Annotated in this window: 1 protein-coding gene; it reads left to right on the top strand. The window is 63.9% G+C overall.

Annotated features, from left to right (window positions below; all coding sequences use genetic code 11):
* Window positions 1-344: 344 nt before the first annotated feature.
* The gene (locus ABE493_RS19370; protein WP_346501030.1) at window positions 345-1,451 is read left to right on the top strand and encodes a glycoside hydrolase family 18 protein; all 1,107 of its coding nucleotides are present in this window, start codon (window positions 345-347) and stop codon (window positions 1,449-1,451) included.
* Window positions 1,452-1,540 lie beyond the last annotated feature (89 nt).

Below are 1,540 nucleotides of genomic sequence, written 5' to 3'. Positions count from 1 at the left end.
TTGAACAACCGCCTCGCCGGCCCCGGGGCCCCCCCGGGCCGCCGCGCGTGCCCCCGCTCCTACAAAAAGCGGGGTGGTCGGTGATGGGGCAAGCGATACGGTCTTGTGGGAGCGGCGTCAGCCGCGAAGCTGGCAATGCTTGATCACAGCCATGCGCGCAGCCTTATCGACCATCAGCTTCGCGGCTTACGCCGCTCCCACAACGAAAAGCCCAGACTTCCGGTGTCCCCCAGCCGAGCATGGCTCGGCTCTACCGTGACCGCGATGGTTTCCGACGTCACCGCCTTGCCACGCCGGCGGCGTCTGCAGGTACAGTCCGGGGTCCTTTCACCACGGGACCTCTCATGCCTGTATTCCTTCGCAGCGCTCGCCTGCATGCGCTGCTGTTTGCCGTATTGCTGCCCTTTGCCGTGCAGGCGCAACCACCGCGTCTGATCGGCTATGTGATGGACAGCCCTGCGCCGCTGCAGCTGTCGGCGCAGAAACTCGACGTGGTCAACTTCGCCTTCGCCCTGGTCAAGCCCGATGGCAGCGTCTACCTGCCGGAGAGCGTGGACCCCGCGCGTCTGCATGCAGTCGTCGCCAAGCGCGCGGACAACCCGGCGCTGCAGATCGTGTTGTCGATCGGTGGTTGGGGTGCGGGCAACTTCTCCGAGGCGGCTGCAAGCGCATCTGCACGCACGCGTTTCATCGACAGCAGCGTCGCACTGATGCACCAGTTCAAGCTTGATGGCCTGGATGTCGATTGGGAGTACCCCACACTTGGTGATGCCGACATCAGCCACAGCCCGGATGATCGCCACAACTTCACCCTGCTGCTGGAAGCGCTGCGCGAGCGCCTCGACCGCGAAGGCGCAGGCAAGCGCCATTACCTGTTGACCATCGCCGCCGCCGAGGGCCGTGCAGCGCTGGGGCTGGAGCTGCCACGCATTGCGCAGTCACTGGATTGGATCAACCTGATGACCTATGACTTCTACGGCAGCCTGACCAAGGCTACCGGCCATCATTCCGGGCTTGCCCGCTCATCACTGGCCACGCCGGAAGGCCGCACCACCGTGGATGCGGTGAAGTACTTTCTCGATGCCGGTGTTCCCGCTGCGAAGATCAATGTCGGCGTACCGTTCTATGGCCGCACTTTCGGCGATGTAGGCACGGCCAACAATGGTCGCTTCCAGAAGTTCACGACAGAGGGCGGCTTCATCACCTGGAGCGAGATCGTCCACACCCGCCTCAACGCGCCGGAGTGGCAGCGGCATTGGGACGAAGAGGCGCAGGTTCCCTGGCTGTGGAATGCCAAGGAACGACGCATGATCAGCTATGACGACCCGCAATCGCTGCGGATCAAGGCCGAGTACGTCAAACAACAGGGGCTCGGCGGCATCATGTACTGGGAGCAGCGCGGCGATTACAACGAGCAGCTGCTTGATGTGTTGCATGAGGCACTGCGCTAGGCGCCGCGCGTAGATCCTGTAGTGGGGGGGGGGGGGGGGGGGGGGGGGGGGGGTGAAGGGTTCCATTATGAAGCATGAAAAGGCCACCA

Source organism: Stenotrophomonas terrae, from assembly GCF_039674165.1.
GTDB classification, from domain to species: domain Bacteria; phylum Pseudomonadota; class Gammaproteobacteria; order Xanthomonadales; family Xanthomonadaceae; genus Stenotrophomonas; species Stenotrophomonas terrae_A.
The sequence above is the reverse complement of the archived record's forward strand: the minus strand, read 5'-3'. Positions and strand labels throughout refer to the sequence as shown.